This is a genomic window from Cellulomonas chengniuliangii (genome assembly GCF_024508335.1).
Lineage (GTDB): Bacteria > Actinomycetota > Actinomycetes > Actinomycetales > Cellulomonadaceae > Cellulomonas_A > Cellulomonas_A chengniuliangii.
Window position 1 is genome coordinate 3,142,461 of the sequence record NZ_CP101988.1, and the last position, 25,020, is coordinate 3,167,480.

The window sequence follows — 25,020 nt, forward strand, 5'->3', positions numbered from 1 at the left end:
CGGCGGGCTCGGTCAGGCGATGGGCTGGTGGATGGTCACGAGCTTGCGGCCGTCGTCGAACGTCGCCTCGACCTGGACGTCCGGCAGCAGCTCCGCGACCCCGGGCATGACGTCGTCACGGCTCAGCACGGTGCGGCCGGCCTCCATGAGCTCGGCCACGGTCGCGCCCTCGCGGGCCCGCTCGATGACCCACGTCGCGAGCAGCGCCACGGTCTCGGGGTGGTTGAGCCGCACGCCTCGGGAGAGGCGGTCGCGGGCCACCATGCCCGCGACGCTGAGCAGCAGCTTCTCCTGGTCGGCAGGGGTCAGGTGCATGGGTTCTCGGCGCCTTTCCGGACGGAGGTCGGGGACGTGGGCGACAGCGGTGGCACGACGGTCGGCGGTGGCGGCGACGTCTCGAGGACGGAGCCTGCGTCCGCAGGCCGCAAGAACAGCACACGGTCGGCGACGGCGTGCAGCGCCGTCACATCGTGGCCCACCAGGAGCACGCCGACCCCGGAGCGGGCCAGGTCGTGGACCAGGTCGAGCACATCGGCGGCGGTCCGGTCGTCGAGCATGGACGTGGCCTCGTCGAGCACCAGGAACTCTGGTTCCAGCGCCAGGGCCCGCGCCACGCACGCGCGCTGCAGCTCGCCGCCCGACACCTCGTGCGGGCGGCGGCCGAGCAGCGCGGGGTCCAGCCCGACAGCCGCCGCGAGCGCGTCGGCGTCGACCTCCCGGCAGGCCAGCCGGGCGGGCAGCTCGATGGCCCGGCGGAGCGTCATGCGCGCGTCCACCGCCATGCGGGGATGCTGCGACACCCAGCCGACGCGCCGGCGCTGCGCAGGTGGAAGCGCCAGCCCGGCGCCGGCCACCCGCTGGCCGCCGAGGCTCACGCGCCCGGCGTCGGGTGACTCGAGCTGGGCCAGCACCGCCGCAAGGGTCGACTTCCCGGCGCCGGACGGGCCGGTCAGGCCCACCACCTCCCCGGCGCGCACCTCGAGGTCCGTGGGAGCGAGCACCGGCCGGCCGCCGCGCGTCACGACGACGCCGCGGGCCGCGAGCGCCGCCGCGTCGGGGCTGACGGCGGGACGGGGCCGGGCGGCGGGGGCGGCGTCGCGCAGCACCTCGTCGGGGGCGCCGTGCGCGACGACGCGTCCGGCGGCGACCCGCGTCACGGTGTGGGCCACCTGGCGGGCGAGGGCGGTGTCGTGCGTGATCACCAGGACGGTGTGCCCTGCCCGCGCGTAGGACGCGAGCAGCACCCCGACGGTCCGCGACGCCTCCGCGTCCAGGCCCGAGGTGGGCTCGTCGGCGAGGAGCACGGGCGGGTGGTTGACCATCGCCGCCACGAGGTTGAGCCGCCCGAGCTGCCCGCCCGAGAGCTGGTGCGGGAAGCGGCCGAGCCAGGCCGGGTCCACCCCGGCCGCGTGGGCGAGCTCGACGAGCTGCTCTGCCTCGCCTGCGGCGCGGTGCGGATGCGCCGCGCCGAGGCGGGTCCGGCGCCGGCCAGCGACGCGCTGCGCCTCGCGGAGCTGGGCCGCGATGGTCCTGGTGGGAGTGAACGCGCCGCCGGCGCCCTGGGCGGCGGCGCCGATGACCCGGCCCCGCAGCCCGCGCACGCGCCGCGAGCCGTCCAGCAGGTCGATCGCCTCGCCGTCCGCGTGCAGGGTGGCGGCGCCCGTGGCGGTCGAGCCGGCGGGAAGCGTCCCGGTCAGCGCGGACACGACCGTGGACTTGCCCGCCCCGGAGGCGCCGAGCAGCACGTGGACCTGCCCGGGCAGCAGGTCCAGGTCGAGGCCGTCGAGCACGAGCGTGCTCCCATGGGCGACGGACAGCCCGCGGACCGCGACGCTCGCCGACCCGTGGGCCTGCTCCTGCGGGCGGCCGGGCGCAGGCGACTCCTCCGGCGCCACGGCGAGCATCGGCTCGGAGGTCGGCAACAGCGTCGGCTCAGGCATGGTGGCCCTCCTCGCGACCGGCGAGGCAGCCGGCCAGGCAGATGGTGACGGCGACGAGCAGGCCCGCGGGGGCGGCCAGCGTCCACCACGCCTGGGACAGCAGCGCCTGCTGCCCCAGGTCCAGCAGCGCGCCGAGCGACGGTTGGTGCGGCGGAAGGCCGAGGCCCAGGAAGGTGAGCGTGGACTCGTGCCAGACGGCGTGCGGCACCAGCAGCCCGAACGCCACCGTGAGTTGCGTGGCCAGACGGGGGGCGGCGTGGTGGCGCAGCAACTGGCGCCGGGTGAGTCCGAGCGCGATCGCGGCCCGGTAGAAGTCCTGGCCGCTCAGGGTGAGCAGCTCGGCCCGCACCAGCCGGGCCGTCTGCGTCCAGTGCGTCGCGGCGACCACCAGCACGATGGTGACGAGGGACCCGCGCAGCGCGGCGGCGACGACGATGCCGAGCAGCAGGTGCGGCACCGCGTTGACCCCGTCGACCAGGCGCATGCCCCAGCGGTCGACCCGACCGCCGAGCAGCGCGCAGGCCGCCCCGACCACGGCGCCGACCACCACCGCGCCGAGCGCCCCGGCGAGCGCGGCGACCAGCGACACCCGCAGCCCGTGGGCCGAGCGGACGAACAGGTCCCGGCCGGCGAGGTCCGTGCCGAACGGGTGGGCGGGCGACGGGCTGGTGGCCCCGACGCCGTAGTCGACGTGGTCGAGGTCCACCTGGAGCAGCATCGGGACCAGCACGGCGTACGCGACCAGCAGCACCAGCCCGGCGGCCGCGACCCGGCGTGCGGGCAGGCGCGGGAGGCGGCGGCCAGGCGAGCGCCCGGCGGGGGCGCTCCGCGGCAGGGCGGCCGGCTCGGCGGGCGCGGGGACGGGAAGGGCGCGAGCCGCTGCCGCCGAGGGGACGTCGACCAGGTTCTCAGAGCGCATCGGGGTCCGTCCTCGGGTCGATCCGCACCAGGCAGAGGTCGGCGAGCAGCCCGCCGAGCACCGCCACGGCGGAGAGCAGCACGGTGGACGCGGCGAGCAGCGCGAAGTCCTGGGCGAGCGCCGCGCTGACCAGCGACTGGCCGAGCCCGGGCCAGGAGAAGACCTCCTCCACCAGCACCGACCCGGCGACGACCTCCGGCAGCCGGGCGCCGGCGATGGCCAGCGTCGGCACCGCGGCGGTCGGCAGCACGTGCCTGGCCAGCACCTGCCGCTCGGGCACGCCGCGCAGCCGGGCCGCCTCGGTCGCGGGGCTGCGCAGCTGCGCGGTGACGGCGCGGTGCAGGTGCAGGGTGATCCAGGGCAGCTGGGCCAGCGCCACCGACAGCACGGGCAGCACGAGGTGCCGACCCACCTGCCCGGGCGTCACGGCGGCGCCGGCGTCGGTGAGGCCGCCTGTGGGCAGCCAGCCCAGGCCGACCGCCAGCACCGCCATGAGGCCCATCGCGACGAGGAAGGCCGGCACGGCCGACAGCGCCCACAGCCCCGAGGTGAGGACCCGGGCCAGGAGCCCGTGCGGCTGGCGTGCCGCGATGAGCGCCAGCGGGACGGCCACTGCGGCGCCCAGCGCGAGGCCCAGCACCATGAGCAGCAGCGTCCACGGCAGCCGGGCGGCCACGACGTCCGCGACGGGCATCCGCGCCGATGTGGAGACGCCCAGGTCGCCGCTCACCAGGCCGGACGCCCACCGCCACCACGCCTCGGCCCAGTGGGCGCCGGCGCCGTGGGCGCCCGTGACGACGTCCTCGACGGAGGCCCGCGCGGCGCCGCCGGTGAACTCGTCGCGGGCGCCCAGGAACGCCGCGGCGGCGTCCGTGGGCGAGGCGGCGGCCAGCGCGAACACGGCCAGGCTGATGACGCCCATCAGGGGCGCCGCCCACAGGAGCCGGCGCCGGACCAGTCGCAGCACGGCCACGCGGCGCCCCGACGCGGCGCCGCGCGGCGCCGGGGCGACCAGGGGCATGCCGTCACCGGGCGCCGGCGCCACCGGCGCCTCCCGTCCCGTGTCGGAAATCAGAGTCATCGCCGCGTCCAGTCCTGCACGTTGAACCACGGGCCCCACGCGACGCCGTGCTCGTGGGGCTCGAGCACGTGCTCGACGCCATCCCAGTCGTCCAGCCCCCGGGCCACGTAGGTGTGCTCGAGCGCGAACACGGCGACCAGCGGCGGGTTCGCCACCAGGACCGTCTGGAGCTCGCGGTACAGCGCGGAGCGCGCCGCCGGGTCGGGCTCGGTCCGCGCCGCGTCGAGCAGCCTGTCGACGTCGGGGTCGGCGTAGCCGGACGGGTTGGAGTAGGCGTCGTCCTCGTCGAACACGGCGAAGTCCGAGTGGAGCTGCCGGTAGGCCTGGGCGTCGGGGTCGTATGGCATGTCCCCGCCGCCGAGCACGAAGGCCTTCTCGTCCATCGCGGTCACGGCGTGGCGGCGGTCGACGCCCTCGAGCGCCACGTCGATCCCCAAGGGCGCCATGTCCGAGGCGAAGGCCTGCGCGACGTCCCGGCGCAGCGTGTCCTCGGCGAAGTACATGAGGGTGAACGCGAACCGCACGCCGTCCTTGGCCCGGACCCCGTCGGGGCCCACGGCCCAGCCCGCGTCGTCGAGCAGCGCGGCGGCCGCGGCCGGATCGTGCGCGAACACGGCCGACGGCTCGAAGGCGTCGCCCTGGGCGGGGGTGAACGGCGTGGCCACCGCCGTGCCGTGCCCCGCGAGGATGCCGTCGATCATTGCCTGCCGGTCCGTGCCCAGGTTGACGGCCACCCGCACCGCCGGGTCCGCGAAGAAGGGCAGGGTGACCGGCAGCGAGATCGCCCGGAAGTCGCCCGAGGAGTTCGCCACCAGCTCGAGCCCGTCGGAGCCGGCGATCTGGGCCGCGATCCGCGGCGAGACCTGCGCCCCGTCGACCTCGCCTGAGCGCACCCGCTGGGCGCGGGCGTTCTCGTCCGCGACGAACGCCAGGTGGATCGTCCGCACCTGCGGCTCGCCGCCCCACCAGCCCTCGCGCGCCCGCAGCGTCATCGACTCGCCTTTGCGCCACTCGGCGAGCACGTACGGCCCGGTGCCGACGGGCTCGCTCGCCAGCGGCGAGCCGACCACGTCCCCGCCGAGCGCCTCGGACGCGGGGATGCCCAGGGTCAGGCGCGCGGGCAGCCCGGCGTACGGGTACGCCAGGTCGAACCGCACGGTCAGCGGGTCGATCGCGGTGACCTGCTCGACCATCTCGTAGTCCGCGGCCATCCAGGAGCCCACCGCCGGGTCGCGCACCGCGTCGAACGCCGCGACGACGTCCTGCGCGTCGAACTCGGAGCCGTCGCTGAACGTGACGCCCTCGCGCAGCCGGACGGTCCACGACGTGAGGGTCGCGTCGGCCTCCGGCATCGCGACGGCGAGCCCCGGCTCGAGCACCCCGTCCGCCCCCACGGCGACCAGGCCGTCGTAGAGCTTGGACGTGATGCCCAGCGGGTACTCGAGCGGGTGCAGCGAGCCGTACTCGCCCGTCTCGGCGAGGCGCAGCGTGGCCGCGTCGTCGGAGGCGCCCGCGGCCGCGCCCGAGACCGCCGCGGAGCAGCCGGACGCGGCGAGCACGAGCGCTCCGAGGAGGACGGCGGGCCGAGAGTGGCGCAGGCGCATGGGACGGCCCTTCAGGAGACGGAGATGCGAGGGTCGGCGGCGGACTGCAGGACGTCGGCCACCGCGTTGACGACGACGTACAGGCCGCCCAGCACGAAGGTGACGCCGGCGATCGCCGGGAAGTCGGAGACCGGCAGGCTCGCCAGAAGGTACGAGCCCAGGCCGCCCCAGGTGAAGACCCCCTCGATGAGCAGCACGCCCCCGAACATGAAGCCGAGCTGCAGCGCGCCCATCGACAGCGTCGCGTTGAGCGAGTTGCGCAGCACGTGCTTGCGCAGCACCTGCAGCTCGCCGAGGCCCTTGGCGGTGGCGGTCCGCACATGGTCCGAGCGCAGCGTGTCGGTGAGGCTCGACCTGAGCACCCGCCCGATCGCCAGCGCCGGCCCGACGGCGAGCGCGAGCGCCGGCAGGGCGACGTGCGCCAATGCGTCGCCCGCGGCGGGCAGGTCCCCGGCCAGCAGGCTGTCGAGGATGCTCAGGCCGGTGGGCCCGCCCTCGACGCCCCCGCGCCCCGACGCGGGCAGCCAGCCCAGCATCTTGTAGAAGACGATCAGCCCGACGATGCCGAGCATGAACGTCGGCGCCGTGGAGCCGAGGAACAGCAGGCCGCGGAAGGGGCCCGACAGCGGCCAGCGCAGCATGCTGGAGACGGCGAACGCGAGGCCGAGCAGCAGGGCCACCGCGAACGCGACCAGGACGAGCTCCATGGTGGCGGGCAGGTACGCCGAGATGTCCTGCATCACGGGACGCCGAGTGCGGAACGACGTCCCCAGGTCCCCGGTGGCGATGCCGGTGACGAAGGAGAGGTACCGGGCCAGGGCCGGCTCGTCGAGCCCCAGGCGGGCGCGCGCCGCCGCGACGGCCTCCGGGGAGGCGTTGGCGCCGATGGTCGCCGCGACGGGGTCGGCTCCGGATACCTCCTGCAGCAGGAACAGCACGAAGGACAGGACTAGGAGCAGGCCGAGCAGCGAGGCCAGGCGGATGCCGATGAAGCGCAGGTGGGGCATGGCGGTCACCTCCGGTGGGCGAGCCGGTTGCGCACTGCGTCGCCGGCGAGGTTGGACAGGAGGCTGAGCAGCATCACCGCGAGCCCGGGGACCAGCGGGATCCACCACGCGTCGAGGATCTCGACGAGCCCGCGCGAGGTGTCTGCCCCGAGCTCGGGCGCCGGGGCGGGCTGCCCCAGGCCGAGGAAGGACAGCGACGCGAGCACCATGACGACGTTGCCGATGTCGAGGCTCGCGGTGATGACGGCCGTGGGCACCACGCCCGGCAGCACGTGCCGCCACATGACCCGCATCCGGCCGACGCCCGCCATCCGGGCGGCCTCGACGTGGGGCCGGGCCATGATGCCGCGCACCTCGCCGCGGATGATCCGCGCGTAGTACGGCCACCACACCACGATCACGGCGAGGAACGTGTTGAACAGGCCCGGGCCGAGCGCGGCCGCCACGGCCACCGCCACGAGCATCGACGGCAGGGCGAGGAACACCTCCGTGGTGCGCATCAGCAGCGCGTCCACCCACCCGCCGAACATGCCCGCGACGAACCCGACGACGGCGCCCACCACCAGCCCCACCGCGGTGACCACCAGGGCCAGCAGCCAGGAGGTGCGCAGCCCCACGAGCACCCGCGAGAGCGTGTCGCGGCCGATCTGGTCGGTGCCCAGGATGTGCTCGACGTCGGTGAAGGGCGTGAGCTTGGGCGCGGCGACCGGCTGCACCGGGTCGTGCGGGGCGAGGAGCGGGGCGAGCACCGCGATGACGGTCACCAGGACGAGCAGGCCGATGAGGATCCAGTCGCCGATGCGGCGGCCCCTCGTGTCGACGCCCGAGCCGCGGGGACGGCGGGCGAGCCGCCAACGCGGCGCCGGGCCGGGCGACGGCGCGGCGGCGGCAGGGCCCCCGCCTCCCGCCGGAGCGGGCAGCGGTCCCGCCGGGACCATGACGTCGGTCATCAGAACTCCCCCCTGCGCACGCACGCCACCTCGTGGCGCAACGTGACGTCGTTCGTGGGACGGTCCCCCACCGCGGCCAGCTGGACGCCGACGACGGTGCTCGCGCACTCCGGCAGGGCCACCGGGCAGCGGGGATGGAAGGCGCACCCGGTGGGCGGGTCGAGCGCGCTCGCCGGCTCGCCGGCCAACGGCAGGACGGTGCGGCCCGGCTGCGGCACCGCCGCGACGAGGTTGCGGGTGTACGGGTGCCGCGGGGTGGCGATCACGTCCTCCGCCCGGCCGACCTCGACGATCCGGCCCAGGTACATCACCGCGATGCGGTCCCCGATGATCCGGGCGACCGCCAGGTCGTGCGTCACGAACATGACGGCGATGCCGAGGTCGCGCCGCAGCTCGTTGATCAGGTTGAGCACGTTCGCCGCGACCGACACGTCGAGCGCGCTCGTCGGCTCGTCGCACAGCAGCACCTGGGGCGGCACGATCGTCGCGCGGGCCAGGGCCACGCGCTGGCGCTGGCCGCCGGACAGCTCCCCGGGCAGGGCGTCCAGCACCGAGCCGGGCAGGCCCACCCGGTCGAGGATGGCGAGCGCCTTCTCCTCCTTCTCCGCTGTGGGGGTTCGCCGCGGCAGGCGCTCGTGCAGCACCTCGCGGATGGTCAGCCAGGGGGTCAGGGACGAGCCCGCGTCCTGGAACACCATCTGCACGTCGGTGCCGCGCGGCCCGCGCAAGGCGCCGGTGTGGCGCTTCTCGAGCTGGCCGGCCACCCGCAGCAGGGTCGACTTCCCCGAGCCGGACTCCCCCACGATCGCCACCGACTCACCGGGCTGCAGGTCGAGGGTGACGCCCCGCAGCGCCGACAGCGTGGCCCGCCGCCCGCGCTCGTCGCGCACCTGGAACGAGCACTCGAGGTCGGCGGCCTGCACCAGCGGCGCGCCGCGCTGGGGGGTGGGCGCCGGCGGCAGCGGGGGCAGCAGCTCCTGGGCCGACTCGAGGGCGCCGAGCTCCTCCGCACGCCGACACGCGGCCAGGTGGGAGTGCTCCACGTCGTCGGGGGCCCCCGCCGCGCGTAACGCGGGCTCCTGCTCGTGGCAGGCCTCCTCGACGAACCGGCAGCGGGAGGCGAACGGGCAGCCGGTCGGAGCGGCGCCGGCGGACTCCGTGGGCAGCGCCCACAGCGGTCGGGTGCGGTCGGAGTCCAGCGACAGCCGCGAGCCCAGCAGCCCGCGGGTGTACGGGTGACGGGGCGACTCGAGCACCTGCCGCGTGGTCCCGGTCTCGACGATCCGGCCGCGGTACATCACCGCGATCCGGTCGGCGATCTGCGCGGCCACGCCCAGGTCGTGGGTGATGAGGACGATCGAGCAGCCCAGCTCGTCCCGCATGCCGGCCAGGAGGGTGAGCACCTGCGCCTGCACCGTGACGTCCAGGGCCGTGGTGGGCTCGTCCGCGACCACCAGCTCGGGGTCGCCCGCGACGGCCATGGCGATCATGACGCGCTGGCGCAGGCCGCCGGACAGCTCGTGCGGGTACGAGCGGTAGCGCCGCTCGGGCTGCGGGATGCCGACGGCCCGCATCAGCCGGATCGCCTCCTCGGCCGATCCGGCCTTCTCCGCGACCTGCGTGCCGACGTGCATGGTCGGGTTGAGGGACGTCATCGGGTCCTGGAACACCACGCCGAGCCGGCTCCGACGCGCCTGGCGCAGCTGCTGCGGAGACGCGGTGCGCAGGTCCAGGCCGGCGACCTCGAGCGAGCCGTCGATGCGGGGCCGCGAAGACTCCGGGAGCAGGCCCAGCATCGACATGCTCATCACGCTCTTGCCGGACCCGGACTCGCCGACGATGCCGACGATCTCGCCCCGCCCGATCTCCAGGTCGACGCCGTGCAGGATCTGGGAGCGGACGCCGTTGCGCTCGAGGCTCACGTCCAGCCCGCGCAGCCGGGCCACCACGCCCCGCGGGCTGGCGACGGGCGCCTCGACGGCCTGCGCCTCGGTGAGCGGTGCGGCGAGCGATGCGGCTACATCCATGGTGACCGGCTCCTTCGTTGCTGGTGCGGGCGGGGGCGGCGACCTTCGGAGAGCGTCGCCCAGCGGTGTCTCCGGAGCGTCTCGATGAGATGTCCGGCCGATGTCGTCACGTGCGGGCCAGCGACGCGACCTGGGCGGATTTCGCCCTGGCGGCGGCGTCCGCGGCCAGGACCTCCGCGATCCGCCGTTGACGGGACTTCGACGTCACCGCCATCAGCACGGCGACCACGAGCGACAGCCCTGACGCCCCCAGCCACAGCGCCTTCGCGCCGTGGTGGTCGAGCACCAGGCCGCCGAGCACGGGGCCCACGGCCATCGCCAGGGAGTGCGTCACGCCGTACACGCCCTGGTAGCGGCCACGCCGCTCCGGGTGGGCCAGGTCGGCGGTGATCGAGGTCGCCTGGGGGTGCGAGCCCATCTCCCCGAGGGTCCAGATCGCGACTGCCACGAAGTACATCGCCAGGGACGCGGCCGCCGCCTGCAGGCCCACCCCCACCGCGGTGAGCGTGATGGCGACCGCGATGACGATGTCCCGCGACCACCGGTTGAGCAGGCGGGCGGTGGGCAGCTGGAGCACGCACAGCAGCAGCCCGTTGAGCGTGAGCAGCAGCCCGAAGTGGCTCGACGGGTGCCCCTGCTGCGTCATGACCAGCGGCAGCGTGGTGGTGGACTGCACGTACACCACGGAGTACACGAACATCACGGCCGCGAAGGTCATGAACACCCTGTCCCCCAGCACGGCCACCAGGCCGCCGCCACGGCCGCCCGCGCCGCGCTCGGCGCCCCGTGCGGTCGGCGGGGCCGGGGTGACCGCGAGGTCGGCGGGGTCCGCGGCGCCGGCCGGGCGCTCCGGGCCCACGGCGTCGGGCACGGCGAGCCGGGTCTCCGGCACCTTCACGGCGAGCACCGCGGTGGAGACCAGCACCAGCGCGGCCTGGCACCAGAACAGCAGCGAGAACGAGTACATGGCCATGAACCCGGCCGCGAGCGGGCCGATCGCGTAGCCGAGGTTCACGGCCCAGTAGTTGTAGTTGAACGCCGCCCGGCGGTGCCGCGGCTCGACCAGGTCGCCCACCATCGTGTGGATGACCGGCCCGGCGGCCCCGTTGAACAGGCCGTACACCGTCAGCAGCGCCGCGATCAGCAGCGCGCCGTCCACGAGCGGGATCGCCACGAGCACCAGGACCGACAGCAGCTCGCTGCCCAGCAGCACCTTGCGGCGCCCGATCCGGTCGGCCAGCACCCCGCCCGCCAGGGAGGACACCACCACGCCGACGCCGTACGCGGCGACGACCAACCCCGCCCCGGCCGCCGACATGCCGATCGACGAGGTGAGGAAGATGGTCATGTAAGGGACGACGAAGCGGCCGATCCACACCACGAGCTGGGCGGTCCACAGCCACCAGAACGTGGCGGGGAGGTCGCGCAGCCGGGTGTGCGCAGCGGTCTCGACCGGGGTCATCGGGGATTCCTTCGTCCTGAGGGGTCGCCGAGCCGCGCCCGGGCGCTCCGGGGCGGGTGGCGGGATGGTGGGGCGCGCGAGGCGGGGCCGGTCGCGGCGCCCGCCGCCTCACCGCACGGAGCCCGTGCGGTGAGGCGGTCGGGTCACTTCGAGGCCGCGGCCTCGGCGACGGTGAGCGTCGCGAAGTCGAGCGTGGCCGGGGCCGCGATCGAGTGGGACTCCTCGACCCCTTCGAGCCAGGCCTGGGCGACCATGAAGTCGGTGGTCCAGGCGAAGGTCGGGGCGCACCCGGAGTCGTACGCCGACTTGCCGGCCGTCACGTACGCCTCGTCCGAGCCGGTGGTCACGGCCTCGCGGAGCAGCGCCGTGGTGGTCTCGTCCGAGCACTGCAGGTGGTTGAGCCCGCCGTCCGGGTCCCAGAACACGTGCCCGTGCATGAACGCGTTGTTGGAGTCCGGCCACGTCTCCGGGGAGACCATGACGTCCGGGGCGCCCTCCGGGTTGGACGGGAAGTCGCCGAAGACCTCAGACGCCTGGTGGCTCGTGACCGTGGCCTTCAGGCCGAGCGCCTGGAGCTGCGCCGCGATGATGTTCGCCATCTGCGCGGCATCGGCGCCGCCCGCGCTGTGCCCGATCTGGATCGCGGTGCCCGCCGGAAGCGAGGACACCCACTTCTCCAGGGCCGCGGGATCGTGCACGAGCTCACGGGAGTCGACGTCGCCGGGCAGCGCGCCCTTCGGGTAGTAGCCCTCGGCGGGAACCGACCCCACCCCGCTGACCTGGTCGATCAGGGCCTTCCAGTCGATGCCCTCGAACAGGGTGCGGCGCGCGTCGGCGTCGGCGAGCAGCTCCCGGTTCGGGTTCATGTACATGACCCCCACCTGGAAGGACGGCAGCGCGTACGCCTCGAGCCCGTCGGAGTCGAGGTACTTCTGGCGCGAGGCCGTCGGGACCGCGGAGAGCAGCGCGTGCAGGTCGCCCTTCTCGAGCTCGAGCTGCATCGCCGAGATCTCCGTGTACACCGGAAGCTTCACGGTGGTGAACACCGGCTCCAGGCCGGCCCAGTGGTCCTCGAAGTACGTGAGCTCGTACCCCTCGCCCACCACGGCCTTCGTCAGCACGTACGGGCCCGTGCCGGCCGAGGTCGTCGACAGGTACGTCTGCGCGAAGTCGTCGCCCGCCTGCTCGGTGATCACCGTGGGGCTGATCATGCGCGGCCCGTACGGGGAGGCGAGGTAGTCGAGGAACGCCGAGTTCGGCTCGGCCAGGGTGATCCGCACCGTGTGGGAGTCGATCTCCTCGACGTCCGCGACGTCCTGCACCATGTACGCCGGCCCGGCGTCCACGGCCAGGCGCCGCTGGAACGACGCCTCGACGGCGGACGAGTCGAAGGCTGTGCCGTCGTGGAACGTCACGCCCTTCCGCAGCACGAACGTGTACTCGGTGAAGTCGCTGCTGACCTCCCACGACTCCGCGAGCGACGGGACGATCGTCGCCTCGTCATGGTTGCCCGCCTCGTAGCGGACCAGGCCCTCGTAGGCGTTGGTGGTGATCGCCAGGCCGTTGCCGGAGTAGTACACGTCCGGGTCCGGCGGCTGGCCGATGTCGTTGAGCACGCCGAGCCGCAGGACGCCGTCAGTGGGCGCGGCGTTGGAGCCGCCGCCACCGCCGGAGGACTCGCCGCCCGCGCAGCCCGAGAGCAGCAGCGTGCCGACGGTCAGGAGGGCGAGCGGCAGGCGCGCGGCCTGTCGCCGGCGCATCGTTCGTGGGGTCATGGGGTGGTCCCTCTCTCGGTGGGGGTGCGGGGAGGAGCGGGTCAGGCGCGGCGGAACACCTGGTTGCGGCGGTTGCCGTCCGCGTCCAGGCCGATCGCGTAGGGGTGCAGGAAGTCCGGCTCGGTGACGCCCTGGCGGTGCATCGCGATCCCGGTCATCGCCTCGCGGATGGCGCGGTTCGCGAGCAGCGCGGTGATCTCGCCGCGGTCGTCGTAGGGCGGGGACACCTCGACGACGTCCATCGCGACGATGCCCACCTCGGCGGCCAGCCGTCGCACGGCCCGCAGGATGTCGTTCGACGTGATGCCGCCCGGCTCCGGCGTGCCCGTGCCCGGGGCGTAGGCCGGGTCGCACACGTCGATGTCGAGGGAGATGTACAGGTGGTCGGCCTGGTCGAGCGCCTCGTCGACCGCCCGCTCGAGCACCTTGTCGAACCCGTCCCGGATGATCTCGGCCATGAAGTGCGTGCGCATCCTCTGGTCGTCCATCCAGTCGAGCGTCTCCTGCTCCGGCCAGTAGCCGCGCAGGCCCACCTGCACGAAGTTCTTGCCCGGCACGGCGCCCGAGTTGATGAGGTGGCGCATCGGGGTGCCGTGCGACGCCAGCGAGCCGGGCATGTCGTTCCCGGTGTCGGCGTGCGCGTCGAAGTGGACGATGCCGACCTTGCCGTAGCCGTAGTGGTCCGCCACGGCCGTCGCGGCCGGCCACGTGATGGCGTGGTCGCCGCCCAGGATGATCGGGATCGCCCCCGACGTGACCACCGTGCCGATGAACTTGCGGATGTCCTCGAAGGTCCGCGCGGTGTTGCCGACCGAGATCGGCGCGTCCCCGTAGTCGGCCATGACCAGCTCGTCGAACGCGTCGACGTGCGTGTCGAGCGAGAAGTGGGGGCGCCCGTATCCGCCCTTGTAGTCGCAGGACCGGATCGCGAGGGGGCCGTGGTTGGTGCCGCTGCGGCCGGTGGCGGTCGAGTCCCACGGCACGCCCAGCACCGCCACGTCGACCTTCGCGGCGACCAGGTCCTCGGGGGTCAGCGCGACGGGGAGCTTCGCGAACGTCTGGATGCCCGAGAACCCGCCCTCGGCCTTCCGGTTCGGGAACAGGAGGCCCGGGGCGCGGCCCTCGTTGAAGTCGTCGGTGGCGCCGTGGCCCTCGAGCCCTTCGCCGAGGCGGCGCGGCTGCTCCCAGAAGCCGTCCGGCCACTTGTCGTGGTGGTGGTCGTTGTCGTGGTCATGGTCGTGGGACATGTGGGTCCTCGCGTTCGTGCGGGCCGGAGGTCCGGCGGGTGGGGCGGGCGGGTCGGCGGCGCTGGTCGGCTGGCGCCGCTGGTCTGGCGCTGCGGGTCAGTGCTCCGGGGTGCGGAAGACCTGGGTGCGCTGGGCGCCGTCGGCATCGAGGTTGAGCGCGTGCGGGTGCAGGTAGTCGGGGCCCGTGATGCCCATGCGCCGCATCGCGATCCCCGTCATCGCCTCGCCGATCGCCCGGTTCGCCAGCAGCACGGTGATCTCGCCGTTGTTGTCGTAGGGCGGGGCGACCTCGACGACGTCCATCGCCACGATGCCCACCTCGGCGGAGAGCCTCCGGACCGCGCGCAGGATGTCGATCGAGGTGATGCCGCCGGCCACGGGGGTGCCGGTGCCGGGCGCGAATGCGGGGTCGCACACGTCGATGTCGAGGGAGATGTACAGGTGGTCGGCCTGGTCGAGCGCCTCGTCGACCGCCCGCTCGAGCACCTTGTCGAAGCCGTCGCGGTCGATCTCCGCCATGAAGTGGGTCCGCATCTGGTGCTCGTCCATCCAGTCGAGCGTCTCGCGGTCCGGCCAGTACCCCCGCAGGCCCACCTGGACGAAGTTGCGCCCCGGCACGGCGCCCGAGTCGATGAGCTTGCGCATCGGCGTGCCGTGCGAGGCGAGCGCCCCGTTCATGTCCTCGCCGACGTCCGCGTGCGCGTCGAAGTGGACGATGCCGACCTTCCCGTGGCCGTAGTGGTCGGCGACGGCGGTGGCCGCGGGCCACGTGATCGCGTGGTCGCCGCCCATGATGATCGGGATCGCCCCGGACGTGACGACGGTGCCGACGAACTTGCGGATCGACTCGAACGTGCCGGGGGTGTTGCCCACGTGGATGGGCGCGTCGCCGTAGTCGCACATCGTCAGGACGTCGAACGGGTTGACCCGGACGTCGAGGTGCTGGCTGGGGAAGCCGTAGCTGCCGAAGTGCGGGATGGTGCGCAGCGCGAGGGGGCCGTGGTTGGTGCCGGAACGGCCCCCGGCCGTGGAGTCCCACGGCACGCCGAGGACGGCGACGTCGACCTTGGCCGCGACCAGGTCCTCGGGTGTCAGGGCCATGGGCAGTTTCGCGAAGGTCCGGATGCCCGAGTGGCTGCCGCCGTGCTTGCGGTTCACGTGGAACAAGCCGGGCGCGCGGCCCCCGTTGTGGTCGTCCACGGCCCCGTGCCCCTCGAGCCCCTCGCCCAGGCGGCGCGGCTGCTCCCAGAACCCCTCGGGCCACAGGTCGTGGCTGTGCGCGTGGCCCTCGCCCTCGCCGTCGTGCGCGTGGGCGTCGTGGCTGTCGCCCTCGTGCGCGTGGTCGTGGGCGTCGTGGCCCTCGTGCCCCTGCGGGCTCGCGGCGCTGGGGGTGTCGGGGCCGTCGCTGGCATGCCCGGCGGACGGGTCCGTGGTCTCGGCGTGCTCGCTGCTCATGGCAGGAACGTAGGGCGCTGCCTAATCGTTTTTCCACGATCGCCGTCATGCGCAACACGGGTTTTACACAGCGGGCCACCAGGCGAGACCAGGAGACGCGCGAGCACCGCGCCGGAAACAATGGTGAAACGATTTGTCAGGCCATGGCCCGCGTGAGGGCTCCCGCCGTGGAGGCCCTCAGATGCACCGGGGCGGGAACGGTCTGCACCGTGCCGAGGGCGGCGGCCGGCCCGCGATCGTCCTCGAGGATCGCCACCAGGCGTTCCACGCACGCGACGCCCAACGCGTAGGCCGGCAGCTCGACGGCCGTCACCGGCGGATCCTCGGCCAGCAGCGCGGGCTCGTCGGCGCACGCCGCCACCAGCACGTCCCGGCCCGGCTGGCGACCCATGCCGCGCAGCACCGCCATGGCCGCCTGCGCCGCGAACGGCGACGCGGCCAGCACCAGGTCCACCTCGGGGCGATCCGCCAGCACCGGCGCCAGCAGCTCCTCATGGCGGTCCACCGACAGCTCGCCGAACCGGCTCGCCACCAGCACGGGCGTCAGGCCCCGCTCCGCGGACCACGCGCCCACGACGTCCCGCAGCACCTCGCCCCAGCCACTGTTCTCGTCCGGCGCCACCAGCATCGGGTGGCGCACGCCCTGCCGCGCGGCCGCGTCCAGCACCGCGCGCACCGCCGTCGCGTGATCCGCCGCCACCACGGCGCACGGCGGCATCGACGAGGGCACATGCTCCCCCGCCACCACGGGCACCGGCAGCGCCATCAGCTCGCGGGCGCGCAGGTCGTCCGCGATCGGGTCCACCACCACCACACCGTCGACGCGCGGCGCCGTGGTGCGCGGCCGGGAGGTGTCCGACGACAGCACCACGAGGTCGTGGTCGTGGCGATGGGCGGCCTCGACGGCCCCGGCGAGGAAGTCGCGGAAGTACGGCGTCCGCAGGTTCGCCGCGGCCCGCTCGTGGTGCACGCCCAGCGCCCGCGTCCGGCCGGTCCGGAGCCCTTGCGCCAGGGCGTTCGCGAGGTAGCCCAGGTCCTCGGCGGCGCCGCGCACGCGCTCACGGGTCGCGGGGGTCATCCGCCCCCGGCCGGAGAGGGCCTGCGAGGCCGTCGCCACGGACACCCCGGCGGCGGCAGCCACATCCTTGAGCGTCACGGCGCCCGCGCCGCGCCCTCTCGGAGTCATGGGCCGACCCTACCCGTAGGCGCCTCGGAGGGCTGGCGGAATCGGGACTGCAGGGATACGACGTGACCGCGCAGGAATCCGGCGGACGACCACGCGCCGGCTCAGCTCGACGCGCTGGCCAGGGCGGCGCGCACCCGCTGCGACAGCGCCTTGCCGTCCACCCGCCCGAGCGGCGCCGCGGCGGCCGTGGCCGCCCTCATCACGGCGCCCATGTCCTTCATGCTGCTGGCGCCCGTGGACACGATGGCGTCCGCGACGATCGCGTCGAGCTGCTCCTCGCTGACCGCGGCGGGCAGGTAGGCCTCGATCAGGTCGGCCTCGGCCGTCTCGGTCTCGGCGCGCTCGGCGGCGCCGGCGCCGGTGTAGATCTCAGCGCTCTCCCGGCGCTTCTTGACCTCGCGGACCAGGACCTCCTGCACCTGCTCCTCGGTCAGCTCGACGGCCATGGGCCCTGCCTTCTCCGCGGCGCGGACGGCGCCGATCGCCTGCCGCAGCGTCCCTGTGCGGAACGCGTCGCGGGCCTTCATGGAGGTGGTCAGGTCGGACGTCAGCCTCTCGAGTGTGCTCATGGGAGCCATCGTCCCCCATCAGGACGGCAGACGTCAGGCCGGGCCCGCGCCGTCACGCCCTGACCGCGCCTGGGCCTACCGTGGGGGGTGCCCCGCGAACACCCCAACCAGGAGCCCGCCCCGACCACGCCGCCGGGGCCGGTCGCCGGGCTGCTGCTCTTCCCCGGGGCCGGGGCCGACCGGGACCACCGCACCCTGGTCGCCGTCGAGCAGGCCCTGGCCCCGCTGCCGGTGCGCCGTGCCGACTTCCCCGGCCGCGCGGCGGGCCGCAAGGCGCCTGAGCGCGCGCCCGTGGCCATCGCGCACGTGCGGGCCGAGGCCGACCGGTTCGCGTCCGACCTGGGCGTCAACCCGGACCGCGTGCTGCTCGGCGGCCGCTCGTTCGGCGGCCGGATGGCGTCGATGGCCGTGGCCGAGGGGCAGCCCGCCGCCGGCCTGGTGCTGCTGTCCTACCCGCTGCACCCGCCGGGCAAGCCGGACCGCTTGCGCGTCGAGCACCTGCCGGACGTCGACGTCCCGGTGCTGGCCGTGTCCGGCGAGCGGGACCCGTTCGGCACTCCCGCCGAGCTCACCGCCCACCTGGCCACGCTCGGCGGCCCGTTCGAGCTCGTCCTCGTGCCCGGCGACCACGCGCCGCGGGACGACGGGCGGGTCGCCGACGCGGTCGCCCGCTGGATCGCGCGGGCGTAGCGCCCCCCGGCTACGCGCCGAGCGCCCGCTCGAACTCGGCCAGCGCGTCGGCCGTGAGCAGCACGAACCGCACGAGCGCCGGCCTGCTCCCGGGCTCCGGTGGCTGCCAGCCGCGCACCGCGGCGACCGCCACCTCCGCGACCTGCGCCATCGGCCAGCCGTAGACGCCCGCGCTCACCGCCGGGAAGGCCACGCTGCTCGCGCCCAGCCCAGCGGCCACGTCGAGGGACCGTGTGAAGCAGGACGCCAGCAGGGCCGGGTCGCGCTCGCCGGCGTGCGCGTTCGGCCCGACGGTGTGGACCACCCATCGCGCGGGCAGCCGGCCAGCCCCGGTCGCGACGGCCTCGCCGGTGGGCAGACCGTCCGGCCATGTGTCGCGGCGGACCTGCCGGCAGGCGGCCAGCAGCGCGGGACCCGCTGCGGCGTGGAGGGCGCCGTCCACGCCGCCCCCGCCGAGCAGCGACGAGTTCGCCGCGTTGACGACGACGTCGACGTCCTGGGTGGTGAGGTCTCCTCGCACGGCTTCGATGCGCATCACGACATCCTGGCTTCCTGGGCTGACGGCGTGCGGTACCGGGGCGCCCGCCCCGGCACCGCAGATAGGACGAATGTCCACGATTCGGATAGCGGTGGGCAGCGTGCGCGCCCCCCCTCCAGGATGGCGCACATGACGACGCTGGCGGCTCGCGCACGGGGACTCGTCCCCGCCGCGCCCCGCGCGGCCGCCTGTCGCTGTCGGTAGCCGAGAGGACCGCCGCGCCGCCCCCCAAGGGGCGCTGACGCGGCGCCGAGCCACGACCCCGGCGCCCCGCCGCGGGCTGGCCTCTGCCACCTCCTCTCGGCGCCCCCGCCCCGCTCCTCCGCCCGTGGCTCGCGCGTGCGTCGCCGCCGAGCCGGCTCACCCATCCAAGGACCGACATGACCCACATCCCGCACGACTCCGATCCCGCGCCCCACGCGGGCGCATCCCCCGACCTCCGCCCTCGACGGCGGCTCTCCGAGGACTGGATCGCCACCGCCCTCGGGCTCGCCCTGCTCGCGCTCGTCCTCGCCGGCGTCCTCACCGACGGGCTGGTGCCGTGATGAGCACCGCCGACGCCACAGCGCTCGACACCGCGGGCGCCCCGCGCCCCCAGCCCGACCCCGACACCCGGCCTCCCGGCGCCGCCTCGACCGTCGCCGGGCTGCTGCTCGTGGTGCTGCTCGCGGCGCTGACGCGGTTCCTCGAGCTCAACGTGCCCGGGTGGACGGAGGGCACGCCCCTGGCCCGCATCGCCAAGCCCGTCGAGTTCCCTGTGTACGCCATCGCGCTCGGCCTGCTGGGCAACGCGGTGCTGGTGGCGGCCAACCTCAAGGACAAGCTGGCCGCCGCGTTCCGCACCGAGCTGTTCATCAAGACGGGCGTGGTGCTGCTGGGCGCGTCGGTGAACCTCAGCCTGATCGTCACGGCGGCGGCGCCCGCCATCGTGCAGGCCCTGGTGCTCATCTCGAGCGTGTTCCTGTTCACCTGGTGGGTGGGCGGCAGGTTCGGGCTCGACGACAAGCTGCGCGCGCTGCTCAGCTCCGCGGTGTCCATCTGCGGGGTCAGCGCGGCCATCTCGGCGGCGGGCGCCGTGCAGGCCAAGCGCGAGCAGCTCGCCTACGCCGCCAGCCTCGTGATCGTGTTCGCCCTGCCGTCGATCTTCGTGCTGCCGTGGCTGGTGGACCTGCTGGGCCTGAGCCCTGCCGTCGCGGGCGCCTGGATCGGCGGCAACATCGACACCACGGCGGCCGTCGCGGCGGCGGGGACGCTCGCCGGAGAGGACGCGCTGGCCCTCGCGACCATCGTCAAGGCCACCCAGAACGCGCTGATCGGCGTGGTGGCGATCGCCCTCACCGCCTACTTCGCGTTCAAGGTGGAGCGCCGCCCGGACGCGCGAGGGCCGGGCGCCGGCGAGCTGTGGCGGCGGTTCCCCAAGTTCGTGCTGGGGTTCCTGGCAGCGTCGGTGATCGGCACCGTCTACCTGGCCCAGGTGGGCTCGGACGTCGGCAAGCCCGTCCTCGCCGTGGCCAACGACCTGCGGACGCTGTTCTTCATCCTGGCGTTCGTCAGCATCGGGCTCGAGCTGCGGGTCAAGGCGCTGCGAGCCGCCGGCTGGCGGCCCGTGGCCGTCTTCGGCCTGGCCACCGTGTTCAACCTGGTGGTGGGGCTGGCGTCGGCGTCCGTGCTGTTCGCGGGCTTCGAGCTCTGACCCGGCGTCGGGCGTCGGGCGGCGTGCTCGTCGCGCCCCCGGCGCCCGGACGGGCCGCGCGGTCAGCCGGCGGCGGGGTCCGACTCGACGAGCAACGTCACCGGCCCGTCGTTGACGAGCTCGACCTGCATGTCGGCGCCGAACCTGCCGGTGGCGACCTCGAGCCCCCGGGCGCGCAGCGCGTCGACCACGGCGTCGACCAGCGGCTCGGCCACCGGGCCGGGCGCCGCCGCGTTCCACGTCGGGCGGCGGCCCTTGCGGGTGTCCCCGTACAGCGTGAACTGGCTGACCACCAGCACGGGCGCCCCCGCGTCGGTGGCGCTGAGCTCGCCGCGCAGGATGCGGAGATCGGCGATCTTCCGGGCGACGAGCTCGACCTGCGCTGGCCCGTCGCCGGGCGTGACGCCCACCAGGGCGACGAGTCCGGGCCGGTCGATGGCTCCCACGACCTCGCCGTCGACGGTGACGCTGGCCCGCGCCACCCGCTGCACCACCGCCCTCATGCGCGGTCCGCACCGCCGAAAGCCGCGACCACGGCGCCCACGGGCCGCCCGTGGCCCAGCACGTCGACCCGCCCGGCCCTGTCGAGGGCGCCGACGTCGACCCCCGCCATCTGGTCCGCGCCGGCCACCCGCAAGGCTGCGCGGAGGATCGCCGGCCGAGGCCGGGCGCTGCCGTCAGCCACCTTGAACGCGAGCGCCGAGCCGTCGGGCAGCGCGGCCGCGTACACGCCCTCGGCGCCGTCCTTCGCGACAAGGCCGGGCGCCGCGCGCATCACGTCGGTGGCGTCGCGGCCGGTCCCGGCGACGTGCCACGGGTGCGCGCTCATCGCGGCGGCCACCCGGGCCTCGGGGGTCCCGGGGGCTGCCTGCGGCGCGCGGGCGATCGTGGCGAAGGCGCGCGCGAGGCCGCTCAGTGACGTCGAGAACAACGGCGCGCCGCAGCCGTCCACGGTGGGGTCGCCCGCGGGGCCGCCCGTGAGCTCGGCCAGCGTCTGGCGCACGGCGCGCTGCAACGGGTGGTCCAGCTCCCGGTAGGCGCCGGTGTCCCAGCCCGCGGCCACGCAGGTCGCGAGCATCGCGGCGTGCTTGCCGGAGCAGTTCTGCGCCACCGGCTCCGGCCCGCGGCCGGCGCGCTGCCAGTCCAGCGCCGCGGCGGGGTCCAGCGGCAGGGTCGGCGTGTTCTGCAGCGCGGACTCGTCGAGGCCCGCCCCCGCGAGGATCGCCCGGACCTCCTCGAGGTGCCCCGGCTCCGCGTTGTGGCTCGCGGCGGCCAGCGCGAGCTGGGCTCCGCGCAGGTCCAGGCCGCTGCGCAGCATCGCGACGGCTTGCAAGGGCTTCAACGACGAGCGCGCGTACACGACCTTGTCCGGGTCGCCCAGCGCGAGCCGCACCGCGCCCGTGGGGTCGAGCACGACCAGGTGCCCCAGGTGCTCAGACTCGACGAGACCGCCGCGCACCACCTGGGCGAGCAGCGCCGCGGGCGCGCCGGCGGCTCCGTTCCCAGCGGGCGCCAGGGTCGTCGGCTGGGCCGTCACCAGCCACCTCGCTGCGGGCCGCGGGGGCCGCGACGCCTGGAGTAGGGCGCCACGGCGGGCTTCACGTCCACCAGGTACACGATCGCGGCGACGGCCGCCCCGATGGCCAGGAAGGGCAGGAACCCGAGGCCGATCGGGTACGGCAGCGCCATGAACGACACCGCCACAGACGCCCCGAGGATCGCGCCCCACTTGCCCTTCGTGAGCTTGCCAGCCGAGCGGAAGGCGGCGGTGGGCCGGCGCAGCAGGTCGATGAGCGCCCACACGCTGGCGCCGAAGATCGCGACGTAGAAGATCAGGAAGATGGCGGTCTGCAGCGTGGGGATCACGCGCCGAGCCTACGACGTGTGCCTGGCCCCGCGCCCGACCGCCAGTGCGAGGCTGTCAGATCGACGGCAGGTGGGTGCGCGCCTCGGCGGCGGTGGCCCCGGAGGCCTCGAACAGGTCCACCACGAGGGACCGGGCGAGCAGCACCAGGCTCTGCAGTCGGATGTCGTCCTGCGCGATCCGGTAGGGGTCGAGCCGTTCGGCCGCGGCAGTCAGCAGCGCGCGGGCGCGCCCCTCGTGGCCGCCCCCGGTCAGCTGCTCGCCGAGTTCATCCACCGCGTCGGCGATCTGGTCGATGGCTCCCGCGAGCTCGACCACCGACGCCGTCGCGTCTGTCGGGATGGCGGTGAGGGCACGGCGTGCGAGCACTCGGGCGTTGCGCATGGCCCGGTCGGTCATGACGGCGGCGTCCTCGAGCGCCCGCAGATCGGCCTGGTACCGCCGCCCGAGCGGGGTCACCCGGGCGTTCTTGCGGGTGTCGGTGGCCGAGGTCTTCCACGCGTCGAGCGCCGACTGGGACGACCGCCCGGCCAGCAGTGCCTCCTCCAAGTCCTGCGGCACCTGTTCGCGCAGGCCCCGGGCGGCCAAGCGCAGCACGACCGCCAGCTCGAGGATGGCCGTGTGGGCGTGACGGCGCGGCAGTCGCCGCGGGTCGGAGGGCGTGACGGCGACGATCACGAACGCGGCGAGCCCGCCGATGATCGCGTCGGTCAGGCGCCCCAGGCCGCCGCCGCCGGCCGCCGTGGAGGGGAACCCCACCACGACGATCGCCTGGGACCCCGCGAGCCGTGCCACGAGCTGCCCCTTGTCGATGAACCTGCCGATCAGCGCCGCCAGGGCCAGCACGACGCCGACTTGCCACGCGCCCGAGCCGATCCCGCTGACCAGCAACTCGGCGAGGCCGATGCCGACAGCCACGCCCGCGGAGATCTCCAGGATGCGCCGGAGCTGGCGGTCCTCGCTGAATCCGAGCGCGATCCAGGCGGCGATCGGGGCGAAGATCGGGTACGGGTGCCCCAGCAGCGTGTGCGAGATGCCGTACGCGATGGCGGCAGCGGACGCCGCTTGCAGGATCGCGAACCTCGCCGACCGCACCCGCCGCCACCCCTCGGTCACCCGGGTCGCGGCCTCGTCGCGCGCGGCCCGGAGCCGGTCAGCACGCGACCGGGGCGCGGCGGCCCCCGCGGTGCTCACAGGCTCGGGCGATGCCCCAGGCCGCGGGCCACCGGTCCGCGCGCGGCCGGGCGGTCGGCGGACACGCCCTCCCCCGCGACGACCGTCTCCTGGCCGGCGGCCACTGGGCCACCCTCACACTCGACCATGAGGTCCGCGTCGGTCGGGGCGGAGCGCTTCACCACGGCGAGGGCCACCGGGCCGAGCTCGTGGTGCCGCGCCACGCTGGTGACCTGTCCGATGGCCCGCCCGATCTCGCCTCCGGTGGTCAGCGTCCCGGCCTCGTGCACCTGCGCGCCGGGCTCGGGCAGCAGGTGCCCCGACCCGTCGAGGTGCAGCATCACCAACCGGCGCGGGGGCCGGCCGAGGTTGTGCACTCGCGCCACGGTCTCCTGGCCGCGGTAGCAGCCCTTCTCCAGGTGCACGGCGGTGCGCAGCCAGTCGAGCTCGTGCGGGATGGACCGGTGGTCCGCCTCGCGTCCGAGCCGGGGGCGCCACGCCTCGACGCGCAAGGCCTCGCTGGCCCAGGTGCCGACCAGCGGCCACCCCGCCTGCTCCCGTGCGGCGACGGCCTGCGCCAGCTCGCCGCGCGGGACCAGCACCAGGCGCCAGGCTCGGTCGGCGCCGGGGTGCTGGGCGTCCTCCGGCCCGTACCGGGTGCCGCCCGGCGCCGTGCGCGGCCACGGGTCGCGCCAGGAGAGGGGCTCCCCCTCGACTCCCTCGGCGTCCACCGGCTCGCCGATCGCCGCCCACTGGTCCGTGACGTCCGCGACCTCGACCCGCAGCGTGAACCGCATCCGGTCGAGCCATGCGGCGAGCGCCGGGGCGGACGCGCCCTCGGTGATCAGCCAGGTCGTCGTCCCGTCGTCCACCACTCCGGCGGCGTGCTCGATGTGCCCCTGCGGGCTGAGCACCAGCAGCTCGGTGGAGGCACGCGGCTCGAGGCCGGTGAGGTGCTGCGAGGTGATCGAGTGCAGCCACGTGAGCCGGTCGGGGCCCGTCACCGTCACCACGCCGAGGTGGGACTGGTCCACCACGGCGCCGCCGCGGGACAGCGCCCGCTGCTCGGCGGTGGGGTCCCCGTAGTGCCAGGCGACGCCGGCGTCGGGCCCGGAGCCCTCGACCGCGCCGCGGCGGGCCAGTAGCGGGCTGCGCCGCGCCGGGGCCGTCTCGACGGCCGGGTCCGCCGGTGCGCTCGAGTCGGCCACCGGGATCACGCCTCGTCGCCGACGCGCGCCAGTCGGGCGGACGCGTAGGTCTGCATCGGCTGCCCGAACGCCGCGAGGTCGTGGGCCCACATCAGCTCGCCGTTGACCAGCCCGTACAACCGCGTCCCGGCGGTGACGTCCGCGCCGGTGGCCGTGCGTGCGACCACGTCGGTGGCCAGGTCGATGCGCCCGTTGCCGACGGCCCCGAGGTACAGCGTGACGAAGCCGGACGGGTCGGCGAGGAGCACCTCGACGGGGTGCTGGTCGTCCGCGAGGTCCGCGGGGCGCTCGGGCGGGACACGCCAGAACCCGGACTCGGTGGACCACACGGGGCCTGGCTCCTGCGCGGGGACGGGCGTCGCCGCGGGCGCGTCCTCAGGCCCGGCGACCGCGGAGGCGTCGCCGTCCTGCGCCGCGAGGGCCGCCGCGTCGTCCGGCGCGACCACGAGCCGGATGGTGGAGGTGTACGCGAGGTACGGGCCGCCGTCGTGGCTGAACGTGACGTCCTGCGTGAACGCGGACTCCTCGATGCCGGGGTAGCCGACGACGCCCTCGCCGTGCCACTCCCCCACGAGCCACGCGAGCGGGTACACCTCAGGCGCCAGGCCCTCGGGCAGGATGAACGGCATTGA

Annotated in this window: 24 protein-coding genes; 3 read left to right on the top strand and 21 right to left on the bottom strand. The window is 75.0% G+C overall.

What is annotated here, in order from left to right:
- Positions 1–12 precede the first annotated feature (12 nt).
- The 14 genes from NP064_RS14575 to NP064_RS14640 all read right to left on the bottom strand — a co-directional run bounded on the left by NP064_RS14575 (position 13) and on the right by NP064_RS14640 (position 17,222).
- Entirely contained in the window at positions 13–315 is a 303-nt protein-coding gene (locus NP064_RS14575; protein ID WP_227570130.1) for an urease subunit gamma, read from the bottom strand.
- Entirely contained in the window at positions 306–1,940 is a 1,635-nt protein-coding gene (locus NP064_RS14580; RefSeq protein ID WP_227570129.1) for an ABC transporter ATP-binding protein, read from the bottom strand. Before NP064_RS14580 ends, NP064_RS14575 begins: the two co-directional genes overlap by 10 nt.
- Positions 1,933–2,859: an ABC transporter permease gene (locus NP064_RS14585; RefSeq protein ID WP_227570128.1), complete on the bottom strand. Its 927-nt coding sequence runs from the start codon at positions 2,857–2,859 to the stop codon at positions 1,933–1,935. Before NP064_RS14585 ends, NP064_RS14580 begins: the two co-directional genes overlap by 8 nt.
- Positions 2,849–3,940, bottom strand: coding sequence for an ABC transporter permease (locus tag NP064_RS14590; RefSeq protein WP_227570127.1), 1,092 nt, complete (start codon positions 3,938–3,940; stop codon positions 2,849–2,851). The genes NP064_RS14585 and NP064_RS14590 overlap by 11 nt, the downstream gene beginning before the upstream one ends.
- Positions 3,937–5,544, bottom strand: coding sequence for an ABC transporter substrate-binding protein (locus NP064_RS14595; protein ID WP_227570126.1), 1,608 nt, complete (start codon positions 5,542–5,544; stop codon positions 3,937–3,939). Before NP064_RS14595 ends, NP064_RS14590 begins: the two co-directional genes overlap by 4 nt.
- Positions 5,545–5,555: 11 nt before the next feature.
- Positions 5,556–6,551 carry an ABC transporter permease gene (locus NP064_RS14600; RefSeq protein WP_227570125.1) on the bottom strand — a complete coding sequence of 332 codons (996 nt, stop codon included), beginning with the start codon at positions 6,549–6,551 and terminating at the stop codon, positions 5,556–5,558.
- 5 nt (positions 6,552–6,556) lie between these two features.
- Entirely contained in the window at positions 6,557–7,501 is a 945-nt protein-coding gene (locus NP064_RS14605; protein WP_227570124.1) for an ABC transporter permease, read from the bottom strand.
- Positions 7,501–9,528, bottom strand: a complete 2,028-nt coding sequence (locus NP064_RS14610) for an ABC transporter ATP-binding protein (protein ID WP_227570123.1) — start codon at positions 9,526–9,528, stop codon at positions 7,501–7,503. Before NP064_RS14610 ends, NP064_RS14605 begins: the two co-directional genes overlap by 1 nt.
- A gap of 106 nt (positions 9,529–9,634) precedes the next feature.
- Positions 9,635–10,990 carry an MDR family MFS transporter gene (locus NP064_RS14615; protein WP_227570122.1) on the bottom strand — a complete coding sequence of 452 codons (1,356 nt, stop codon included), beginning with the start codon at positions 10,988–10,990 and terminating at the stop codon, positions 9,635–9,637.
- A 143-nt stretch (positions 10,991–11,133) separates the two neighbouring features.
- Positions 11,134–12,765, bottom strand: coding sequence for an ABC transporter substrate-binding protein (locus NP064_RS14620; RefSeq protein WP_227570121.1), 1,632 nt, complete (start codon positions 12,763–12,765; stop codon positions 11,134–11,136).
- Between the two features lie 41 nt (positions 12,766–12,806).
- A complete protein-coding gene (speB, locus tag NP064_RS14625; RefSeq protein WP_227570120.1) occupies positions 12,807–14,012 on the bottom strand; it encodes an agmatinase in 1,206 nt (401 codons plus the stop codon).
- Between the two features lie 96 nt (positions 14,013–14,108).
- Entirely contained in the window at positions 14,109–15,467 is a 1,359-nt protein-coding gene (gene speB / locus NP064_RS14630; RefSeq protein WP_227570119.1) for an agmatinase, read from the bottom strand.
- 136 nt (positions 15,468–15,603) lie between these two features.
- A complete protein-coding gene (locus NP064_RS14635; protein WP_227570118.1) occupies positions 15,604–16,653 on the bottom strand; it encodes a LacI family DNA-binding transcriptional regulator in 1,050 nt (349 codons plus the stop codon).
- Between the two features lie 101 nt (positions 16,654–16,754).
- Positions 16,755–17,222 (bottom strand): GatB/YqeY domain-containing protein, encoded by a 468-nt coding sequence (locus tag NP064_RS14640; RefSeq protein ID WP_227570117.1) that lies wholly within the window; start codon positions 17,220–17,222, stop codon positions 16,755–16,757.
- A gap of 87 nt (positions 17,223–17,309) precedes the next feature.
- Here NP064_RS14640 and NP064_RS14645 point away from each other — a divergent pair, with 87 nt between their 5' ends.
- Entirely contained in the window at positions 17,310–17,912 is a 603-nt protein-coding gene (locus tag NP064_RS14645; protein ID WP_227570116.1) for an alpha/beta hydrolase family protein, read from the top strand.
- Positions 17,913–17,922: 10 nt separating this feature from the next.
- Here NP064_RS14645 and NP064_RS14650 read toward each other — a convergent pair whose 3' ends face one another.
- Positions 17,923–18,447, bottom strand: a complete 525-nt coding sequence (locus tag NP064_RS14650; protein WP_227570115.1) for an O-acetyl-ADP-ribose deacetylase — start codon at positions 18,445–18,447, stop codon at positions 17,923–17,925.
- 383 nt (positions 18,448–18,830) lie between these two features.
- Here NP064_RS14650 and NP064_RS14655 point away from each other — a divergent pair, with 383 nt between their 5' ends.
- Both NP064_RS14655 and NP064_RS14660 read left to right on the top strand, forming a co-directional pair.
- Positions 18,831–18,995 (top strand): hypothetical protein, encoded by a 165-nt coding sequence (locus NP064_RS14655; RefSeq protein WP_227570114.1) that lies wholly within the window; start codon positions 18,831–18,833, stop codon positions 18,993–18,995.
- Positions 18,995–20,143, top strand: coding sequence for a YeiH family protein (locus NP064_RS14660; RefSeq protein ID WP_227570113.1), 1,149 nt, complete (start codon positions 18,995–18,997; stop codon positions 20,141–20,143). Before NP064_RS14655 ends, NP064_RS14660 begins: the two co-directional genes overlap by 1 nt.
- A 62-nt stretch (positions 20,144–20,205) precedes the next feature.
- Here the strand turns inward: NP064_RS14660 and dtd are convergent, their stop codons facing one another.
- From dtd to NP064_RS14690, 6 genes are read right to left on the bottom strand one after another with little or no spacing between them, the layout of a single operon-like run.
- Complete coding sequence (gene dtd, locus NP064_RS14665) at positions 20,206–20,646, bottom strand: D-aminoacyl-tRNA deacylase (protein ID WP_227570112.1); 441 nt, start codon at positions 20,644–20,646, stop codon at positions 20,206–20,208.
- The gene (locus NP064_RS14670) at positions 20,643–21,683 is read right to left on the bottom strand and encodes an asparaginase (protein ID WP_372456402.1); all 1,041 of its coding nucleotides are present in this window, start codon (positions 21,681–21,683) and stop codon (positions 20,643–20,645) included. Before NP064_RS14670 ends, dtd begins: the two co-directional genes overlap by 4 nt.
- A complete protein-coding gene (locus NP064_RS14675) occupies positions 21,677–22,009 on the bottom strand; it encodes a DUF2516 family protein (RefSeq protein ID WP_227570111.1) in 333 nt (110 codons plus the stop codon). Before NP064_RS14675 ends, NP064_RS14670 begins: the two co-directional genes overlap by 7 nt.
- Positions 22,010–22,064: 55 nt before the next feature.
- Positions 22,065–23,201, bottom strand: coding sequence for an FUSC family protein (locus tag NP064_RS14680; protein WP_227570110.1), 1,137 nt, complete (start codon positions 23,199–23,201; stop codon positions 22,065–22,067).
- Positions 23,198–24,388 (bottom strand): CAF17-like 4Fe-4S cluster assembly/insertion protein YgfZ, encoded by a 1,191-nt coding sequence (gene ygfZ, locus NP064_RS14685; protein WP_227570109.1) that lies wholly within the window; start codon positions 24,386–24,388, stop codon positions 23,198–23,200. The genes NP064_RS14680 and ygfZ overlap by 4 nt, the downstream gene beginning before the upstream one ends.
- Positions 24,389–24,393: 5 nt before the next feature.
- Positions 24,394–25,017 carry a heme-binding beta-barrel domain-containing protein gene (locus tag NP064_RS14690; protein ID WP_227570108.1) on the bottom strand — a complete coding sequence of 208 codons (624 nt, stop codon included), beginning with the start codon at positions 25,015–25,017 and terminating at the stop codon, positions 24,394–24,396.
- Positions 25,018–25,020 lie beyond the last annotated feature (3 nt).

Bases quoted from the DNA above. Each gene is read 5' to 3' on its own strand.
- NP064_RS14575 (WP_227570130.1), bottom strand. From the start codon at position 315: ATGCACCTGACCCCTGCCGACCAGGAGAAGCTGCTGCTCAGCGTCGCG.
- NP064_RS14580 (WP_227570129.1), bottom strand. From the start codon at position 1,940: ATGCCTGAGCCGACGCTGTTGCCGACCTCCGAGCCGATGCTCGCCGTG.
- NP064_RS14585 (WP_227570128.1), bottom strand. From the start codon at position 2,859: ATGCGCTCTGAGAACCTGGTCGACGTCCCCTCGGCGGCAGCGGCTCGC.
- NP064_RS14590 (WP_227570127.1), bottom strand. From the start codon at position 3,940: ATGACTCTGATTTCCGACACGGGACGGGAGGCGCCGGTGGCGCCGGCG.
- NP064_RS14595 (WP_227570126.1), bottom strand. From the start codon at position 5,544: ATGCGCCTGCGCCACTCTCGGCCCGCCGTCCTCCTCGGAGCGCTCGTG.
- NP064_RS14600 (WP_227570125.1), bottom strand. From the start codon at position 6,551: ATGCCCCACCTGCGCTTCATCGGCATCCGCCTGGCCTCGCTGCTCGGC.
- NP064_RS14605 (WP_227570124.1), bottom strand. From the start codon at position 7,501: ATGACCGACGTCATGGTCCCGGCGGGACCGCTGCCCGCTCCGGCGGGA.
- NP064_RS14610 (WP_227570123.1), bottom strand. From the start codon at position 9,528: ATGGATGTAGCCGCATCGCTCGCCGCACCGCTCACCGAGGCGCAGGCC.
- NP064_RS14615 (WP_227570122.1), bottom strand. From the start codon at position 10,990: ATGACCCCGGTCGAGACCGCTGCGCACACCCGGCTGCGCGACCTCCCC.
- NP064_RS14620 (WP_227570121.1), bottom strand. From the start codon at position 12,765: ATGACCCCACGAACGATGCGCCGGCGACAGGCCGCGCGCCTGCCGCTC.
- speB (WP_227570120.1), bottom strand. From the start codon at position 14,012: ATGTCCCACGACCATGACCACGACAACGACCACCACCACGACAAGTGG.
- speB (WP_227570119.1), bottom strand. From the start codon at position 15,467: ATGAGCAGCGAGCACGCCGAGACCACGGACCCGTCCGCCGGGCATGCC.
- NP064_RS14635 (WP_227570118.1), bottom strand. From the start codon at position 16,653: ATGACTCCGAGAGGGCGCGGCGCGGGCGCCGTGACGCTCAAGGATGTG.
- NP064_RS14640 (WP_227570117.1), bottom strand. From the start codon at position 17,222: ATGAGCACACTCGAGAGGCTGACGTCCGACCTGACCACCTCCATGAAG.
- NP064_RS14650 (WP_227570115.1), bottom strand. From the start codon at position 18,447: ATGCGCATCGAAGCCGTGCGAGGAGACCTCACCACCCAGGACGTCGAC.
- NP064_RS14655 (WP_227570114.1), top strand. From the start codon at position 18,831: ATGACCCACATCCCGCACGACTCCGATCCCGCGCCCCACGCGGGCGCA.
- NP064_RS14660 (WP_227570113.1), top strand. From the start codon at position 18,995: ATGAGCACCGCCGACGCCACAGCGCTCGACACCGCGGGCGCCCCGCGC.
- dtd (WP_227570112.1), bottom strand. From the start codon at position 20,646: ATGAGGGCGGTGGTGCAGCGGGTGGCGCGGGCCAGCGTCACCGTCGAC.
- NP064_RS14690 (WP_227570108.1), bottom strand. From the start codon at position 25,017: ATGCCGTTCATCCTGCCCGAGGGCCTGGCGCCTGAGGTGTACCCGCTC.